Raw genomic sequence first — 6498 nt, 5'->3', positions numbered from 1 at the left:
GGTCTTAGACACACCAACCGATATTGGCATGACAACGGTTCGATTCCGTTGATCGGCGTTACGGCGGCCACAGCGGCGAGGTCCCTCCCGTACCCATCCCGAACACGGAAGATAAGCTCGCCTGCGTGTCGGTCAGTACTGGAGTGGGCGACCCTCTGGGAACCCCGATTCGCCGCCACCACTCATATCGGCCCATACGGTCGAGCGACCGATCGTGGTCTGACGGCGGTTCGATTCCGCCGGTCGGCATTACAGCGGCCATAGTGGCGAGGTACCTCCCGTACCCATCCCGAACACGGAAGATAAGCTCGCCTACGTGTCGGTCAGTACTGGAGTGCGCGAGCCTCTGGGAAATCCGATTCGCCGCTCCTACTCATATTCAAACCCCACACAGCAGTTGCTGTGTGGGGTTTTCGTATTTATTTACTACCGGGAATAGATCAATTACTATCCGAGATCTACGGACGGCGAAAACCGCGGTCGCTGTGGCTTAGACCAGCTCGATGACGTTACCGTTCGAGGTAACGTGCAGATCGCGTCCGAGTTTGTAGCCACGGTTGGATGCCAGTTCGACGTACCCCGAGAATCCGCTCATGTCCTGATGGGCCGGGATGATATGCTCGGGTTGCAGTGCATCGAGCATTTCGTAGTGGCCTTCCTGACAGAGGTGACCGGAGACGTGGATGTCGTCGTAGATGCGTGCACCCTGCATGCGGAGTAGCTTTTCGGCCTGATAGCGTTGACCCTCGTTCGTCGGCTCCGGAATCACGCGAGCCGAGAAGACGACCTTGTCGCCGTCTTCCAGCTCATAGGGCGTTTCGCCGCGGCCCATTCGCGTGAGCGTTGCGCGAGGCTCACCCTGATGGCCGGTGACGACGGGCAGGAAGTTCTCCTTGCCTTCGTTCATGATGCGCTCGAACGTCTGTTCGATGGATTGGCGGTACCCGACCATCTCGACGTCGGAGGGGAAGTCGATCCCGACCTGTTTCGCGGTCCCGGAGTACGTCTCCATCGAGCGCCCGAGAAGGATCGGCGTCCGATCGATGTCGCGAGCGAATTCGATCAGCGATTTGACGCGGGCGATGTGGCTCGAGAAGGTGGTCGCGACGATGCCGCCGTCGTAGTCCTCCATGCTGTAGAGAACGTCCCGGAGGTGTTCGCGGGCGACGTTTTCGGAGGGTGTACGTCCCTTCTTGTTCGCGTTGGTACAGTCCTCGATGTAACAGAGGACGCCCTCGCCTTCGCGGCCGATTTCACGGAATCGCTCCATGTCGATCGGGTCGCCGATGACGGGCGTGTGATCCATCCGTTTGTCGAGGCCGTAGACGACGGCACCTTCGGGGGTGTGGAGAACGGGGTTGATCGCCTGGACGATCGAGTGCGTGACGTTGACGAACTCGAGCTCGACTGCGCCGGTGTCGCCGATCGACATCGTTTCGCCGGCGTCCATCTTGACGAGTTCGTTGTCGGTGTTGAACTTGCCTTCTTCCTCGAGTTCTCCCTGAACCAGCTCGATCGTGAACGGCGTCGCGACGATGGGTGCGTCGTATCGGTGTGCGAGTTTGCTGATCGCACCGATGTGGTCGAGGTGGCCGTGGGTGGGGACGATCGCTTTGACGTCTCCCTCGAGGTCGCTCATGATCCGATCGTCCGGGATGGCACCCATATCGATCAGGTCGAGACTGTGCATCCCTTCGGTTCGGATGTTGTCGTGAATGAGGACCTTCGACAGGTTGAGCCCCATATCGAAGATCACAATGTCGTCACCGGCGCGGACAGCCGTCATCTGTCGCCCGACTTCCTCGTAACCGCCAATTGTCGCAATTTCAATTTCCATGGGTAGGGCCGATCATAGCAGTCCCGTGGACAGTCGTGCAGCCGGAGGGGCTGCTGGGAGAGACGTCTTCCGACGTGAGTACGGCTTCGATCACGTCCTCGGTGGGTCGAATCGAAGGCCAGTCCCAACTGTGCCAGGGACAGCGCCTATTTCGGTTAGTGAATCAACGACTCTCCCGACGTAAGTAGTTCTGGGTTTCAGAGTGAAGGCAACGAATCGGGATGCCTCGAGGGACCGTCCCCAGTGGCTTCCAGTCACTATCGTCGCCGCGGCGGTTACTGCACATCGAATCGCGTGACGGCGTTGCGACTAGTGTGCGACTCGTTTCCGCGGCTAGTCTGTTAGTAGCGAACAGTGTTCGGCTCCGGAATCACATCGAGTGCGACTGTGAGGTCACGCGTTCGAAGGGGTGACGATTTGTACCAGGGGCGTCGCCGCTCGGGCGTCTGCGAGGCTGATCGGTGGGGGAAATACCGCTCTTGTCGCCGACCGTATTGCGGTATCGGCTGTTCGTGAGGCGGCTAGCAGTGGCGGCTCACGGGACGGCGAGACAGTGATTCACGTTTCGATATACTGCTGTTCCCACTGTCGACGTTCTTCGATAGCCTGTTGGCCGCGATCACTGATCTCGTAGTAGTTGGTCCGTCGGTCGAGCTGTCCCTTTTCGACGAGATCCTTGTTGACCAGCGTATCGAGATTCGGATACAATCGTCCGTGATTGATCTCACTATTGTAATACGTCTCGACTTCGTCTTTGACGTCCTGACCCGACGGTTGATCGGCCCCTGCGATCACGTACAGAAGGTCACGCTGAAACCCTGTCAAATCGTCCATTTCGTATCGCGTGGACGGACGGGAACCCGACTATTTGTTATCGATTTCGTATCAACTGTTTCCGGTACGTTCATCGAAGCTAACTGAGATAATCGTGATACCATCTGTCGTTTCGGTTAGTAACGACTGCCTACGTTCGATGAATTCGCGTCGTTACCAACCGGCTCGGTATCTCTACCGGCAAACGCGCGAGGCGGATGGGGGAGAGTGATGGCGTATTCACTCGATACTCGAGGGCGACACGCGGACAGCGAGTGGCGTCACTCTCGAGGGGCCGGTGTCGTCGTGTCCGTTCGACACGGCTCTCGCTGGCAGTTAGGGAGCGTCTCGAAAAATGATAGTGATATGTGAAACCCGTTACCGAACGTAAAAAGCCGTGTTACAGGCGGGTGACGTTGGTGGCGCGGGGGCCCTTGGGGGCCTGTTCAATATCGAATTCGATGTCTGTGCCTTCTTCGAGGTCCGGACCGCCAACGTCTTCCATGTGGAAGAAAACGTCATCGTCTGCGTCGTCCGTCTCAATGAAACCGTAGCCGCCTGTGTCGTTGAAGAAATCAACGTTTCCTTTCGCCATTGCAATTCAATCGAGGCCCGGGATACGTATAACAGTTGTGTTATAGATAATATGTCGAAAGGAAACAATTCGAGCGGGAAATACGACGGTTGCTGTCCAGAATCCCGTGTTGTCGCCAGGTCAGCGCTTGTTCGTCTATCGACAAAGCTTAGCGGGCGGTTCTACCTGCTACCCCCTTCAGGCGGGACAGTCGCTGGTTCGACGTCGAGACACCTCCTCCTATTGTGGGGCGAAAACGGGCAAGGGTGAGTCGCTACTCTCGAATACTGCTCATTTTCAATCGACCGTTCGTCCAGAACGATCCGCGAGCTGGCCGCAACCGTTTCGAGGGCGATTCGGCGGCCACAACCCGTGTATGACTCGATAACAAGTACCACGGTGAGTGATCTTCCTCGAGTAATAGCGGAATAGCATCGTTTAGGTGGATCCGATCGGTACGCGCCGGTATGAGTCAGCGGCAGTCTCACACCGGACCGACAGTCGCACAGGTCGCGCTGATCGGTCTCTTCGTGACGGCGCTCGTGACGGCGCAGTTGACCGCGTCGAAGGTACTGGCGTTCGAACTCCCGTTCGCGCTCCCGGTCGCGGGCGCACGGCTCGCGTTGCCAGGTGCGGCACTCGCGTACGCGTTGACGTTCCTCGCGAGCGATTGCTATACCGAGCTCTACGGCCGTCGAGCGGGTCAGGTCGTCGTCAACGTGGGGTTCGTCCTCAACTTCGTCGTCCTCGCGCTCGTCTGGTCGACGATCGCTGCGCCGGCCGCCGCCTCGAGCGTCGATCCCGGCGCGTTCGAGACGGTGCTCGGCGCGTCGACGAACGTGGTTCTCGGGAGCCTGCTGGCCTATCTCGTCAGCCAGAACTGGGACGTGATCGTGTTCCACCGCATTCGGGAGTACACCGGGGCCGAGAAGCTCTGGCTTCGCAATATCGCGTCGACGGCGAGCAGTCAGGCGATCGATACCGTCATCTTCGTCTCGGTCGCGTTCGCCATCGCGCCCGCCGTCCTCGGCGTCGGTGTCGTGCTTCCGACGCCGGTCATCCTCTCGTTGATGGTCGGCCAGTACCTGCTGAAGCTCGCGATCGCCGTCCTCGACACGCCGATCGTCTACGCGATCGTCTCGGTCGTGCGCTCGCGCGAGGGACTGGTCACTGACGACGCACCGACTGCCTGATTCGCCGCGTCTCGGGACGGCCTCCGCGAGCAGGTCCTCGTCGCCGCGTTCCGAACGGGGAGCGTTTAGTAGCCCGCTCGAGAGGGAGGCGTATGGACGAGCGCGTACGCGAACACGCCGCGGTACTGGTCGACTGGAGCGCTCGCGTCGAAGCGGGCGACGACGTCGTTTGCTCGGTGGGGCCGGACGCTCACGAACTGGCGGTCGCCGTCGCCGAGAAACTCGGTGAGCGGGGTGCCAACCTCCTCGCGACCTACGGTTCGGGAGAGATCACGCGGGCCTACCTCCGGGCTCACGACGGCGAGTTCGACGAGAACCCGGCCCACGAACTCGCACTGGTCGAGAACGCGGATGTCTACCTCTCGCTCGGTGGCGGGCGGAACACGAGTGCGACCGCAGACGTCCCGGGGGAGCAGCGACGGTCGTACAACAACGCCAGAAGCGAGATCCGCGAGACCCGACTGGGGACCCGCTGGGTTTCGACGGTCCACCCGACGCGCTCGCTGGCCCAGCAGGCCAACATGGCCTACGAGGAGTACCAGGCGTTCGCCTACGACGCCATCCTCAGGGACTGGGAAGCGCTGGCCGACGAGATGGCCCGACTCAAGGAACTGCTCGACGACGGCTCGGAGGTGCGGCTCGTTTCGAACGACACCGACCTCACAATGCAGATCGAGGGTCGGACGGCAGTCAACAGTGCCGCCTCGGTCGCCTACGACTCCCACAACCTGCCGAGCGGTGAGGTCTTCACCGCGCCCTACGCGACCGAGGGCGAGGTGACCTTCGACGTGCCGATGACGTTGCGCGGCGAATCCGTCCGGAACGTGCGCCTCGAGTTCGCCGACGGCGAGGTCGTCGGGTACGACGCCGAAGCGGGTGAGGACGTGATCGGCGAGATCCTCGAGACGGACGAGGGGGCGCGTCGACTCGGCGAACTCGGTCTCGGGATGAATCGCGGAATCGATCGCTACACGGACAACATCCTCTTCGACGAGAAGATGGGCGATACCGTTCATCTGGCGCTCGGACGGGCCTACGACGCCTGTCTGCCGGACGGCGAGTCCGGCAACGAGTCGGCCGTCCACGTCGACCTGATAACCGACGTCAGCGAGGACTCCCGCCTCGAGATCGACGGAGAAGTCGTCCAACGCAACGGCACATTTCGGTTCGAGGACGGATTCGAAGCGTAACACCGCCCTCGAGCAGCGGTGGAGAAGAGACGATCTGGTTTTCGACCGCCGAGACGCGGTAAGACCACACGCCGAACGAACCCTCGAACACCGGACTCCGTCGGGTACTCGTCCGTGGCCGTCCGGTCTCACTCGCATCCCGTGGGTCCGGTCGCCGCCTGCAGGATATCCGGCACTCACCGTTTTCGTCACGTTCTCGAGCCTCGAGCACCAACGACGGCTATGCGCGATCGGCTTCGGGCGGGGGCAGCCGTCTTCAACGACGGCTACTACCACGCCGCCCACGACGCCTGGGAGGACCGCTGGCTCGAACTCGAGTCGGGGGGCGACGACGAGCGGCTGCTTCACGGCTTGATCCAGTACAGCGCTGCCGTGTTCCATGCCCGCGAGCGCAACTGGGAAGGGGCCGTCGGGCTCGCGGAAAGCGCCGGTGAGTACCTCGCTGGTCTCCCCGCCGACTACCGCGACCTTCGACTCGATCCGGTTCGGTCGTTCCTGTCTCGACTCGCGGCGGATCCCGAACTCCTCGAGCGCCGGCCGCCGGTGCGGATCGAACACGAGGGCAGTGTGCCGACGCTGCCGTCGCTCGATTTCGAGGCGACGTCGATCGCGGCGGTCGTCCTCGCCGAGGAGTTCGGCTACGACGACGAGCCGGTCGCTCGAGCACGGCGGTACGCACGGCAGGATCTCGAGGACGGCGAGGACGACAGCGTCTTCATCACCCTCCTGTTCGATTTCGTCCGCGAGGACGAGAACCGCGGGATCATCGCCCAGCGATTGATGGACCACGTCGGAAGACGGCGGGCCCGCGAAGAGGACGTGGAGGGACTGTTCTGACTGCCGTCCGATCGCCGTAGCTTCAGCGACGGCTACATTTTCAAGTTCGACCCG

At 61.4% G+C, this 6498-nt stretch carries 6 protein-coding genes and 2 rRNA genes; 5 read left to right on the top strand and 3 right to left on the bottom strand.

Going from position 1 to position 6498, the window contains the following annotated elements; translation table 11 throughout:
- Window positions 1-59 precede the first annotated feature (59 nt).
- Together rrf (NDI89_RS09535) and rrf (NDI89_RS09530) are read left to right on the top strand one after the other, a co-directional pair.
- A 5S ribosomal RNA gene (gene rrf, locus NDI89_RS09535) occupies window positions 60-181 on the top strand.
- Window positions 182-250: 69 nt separating this feature from the next.
- Window positions 251-372: ribosomal RNA gene (rrf, locus tag NDI89_RS09530) — 5S ribosomal RNA — on the top strand.
- Window positions 373-490: 118 nt separating this feature from the next.
- Here rrf (NDI89_RS09530) and NDI89_RS09525 read toward each other — a convergent pair.
- The 3 genes from NDI89_RS09525 to NDI89_RS09515 form a co-directional block, all read right to left on the bottom strand.
- Window positions 491-1837, bottom strand: coding sequence for a ribonuclease J (locus NDI89_RS09525; RefSeq protein WP_277521294.1), 1347 nt, complete (start codon window positions 1835-1837; stop codon window positions 491-493).
- A 558-nt stretch (window positions 1838-2395) separates the two neighbouring features.
- Complete coding sequence (locus tag NDI89_RS09520; RefSeq protein WP_277521293.1) at window positions 2396-2671, bottom strand: helix-turn-helix transcriptional regulator; 276 nt, start codon at window positions 2669-2671, stop codon at window positions 2396-2398.
- 379 nt (window positions 2672-3050) lie between these two features.
- Window positions 3051-3245 (bottom strand): cold-shock protein, encoded by a 195-nt coding sequence (locus NDI89_RS09515; protein WP_006187181.1) that lies wholly within the window; start codon window positions 3243-3245, stop codon window positions 3051-3053.
- 446 nt (window positions 3246-3691) lie between these two features.
- Here NDI89_RS09515 and NDI89_RS09510 point away from each other — a divergent pair, with 446 nt between their 5' ends.
- The 3 genes from NDI89_RS09510 to NDI89_RS09500 all read left to right on the top strand — a co-directional run bounded on the left by NDI89_RS09510 (window position 3692) and on the right by NDI89_RS09500 (window position 6444).
- Window positions 3692-4417 carry a queuosine precursor transporter gene (locus tag NDI89_RS09510; RefSeq protein WP_277521292.1) on the top strand — a complete coding sequence of 242 codons (726 nt, stop codon included), beginning with the start codon at window positions 3692-3694 and terminating at the stop codon, window positions 4415-4417.
- A gap of 92 nt (window positions 4418-4509) precedes the next feature.
- On the top strand, window positions 4510-5607 hold the full coding sequence (locus NDI89_RS09505; protein ID WP_277521291.1) for an aminopeptidase: 1098 nt from the start codon (window positions 4510-4512) through the stop codon (window positions 5605-5607).
- 222 nt (window positions 5608-5829) lie between these two features.
- Window positions 5830-6444 carry a DUF309 domain-containing protein gene (locus tag NDI89_RS09500; protein WP_277521290.1) on the top strand — a complete coding sequence of 205 codons (615 nt, stop codon included), beginning with the start codon at window positions 5830-5832 and terminating at the stop codon, window positions 6442-6444.
- Window positions 6445-6498: the final 54 nt, after the last annotated feature.

Source organism: Natrinema salsiterrestre (genome assembly GCF_029502005.1).
Lineage (GTDB): Archaea > Halobacteriota > Halobacteria > Halobacteriales > Natrialbaceae > Natrinema > Natrinema salsiterrestre.
Note: the sequence above shows the minus strand (reverse complement) of the source record. Positions and strands in the feature narration are given on the sequence as shown.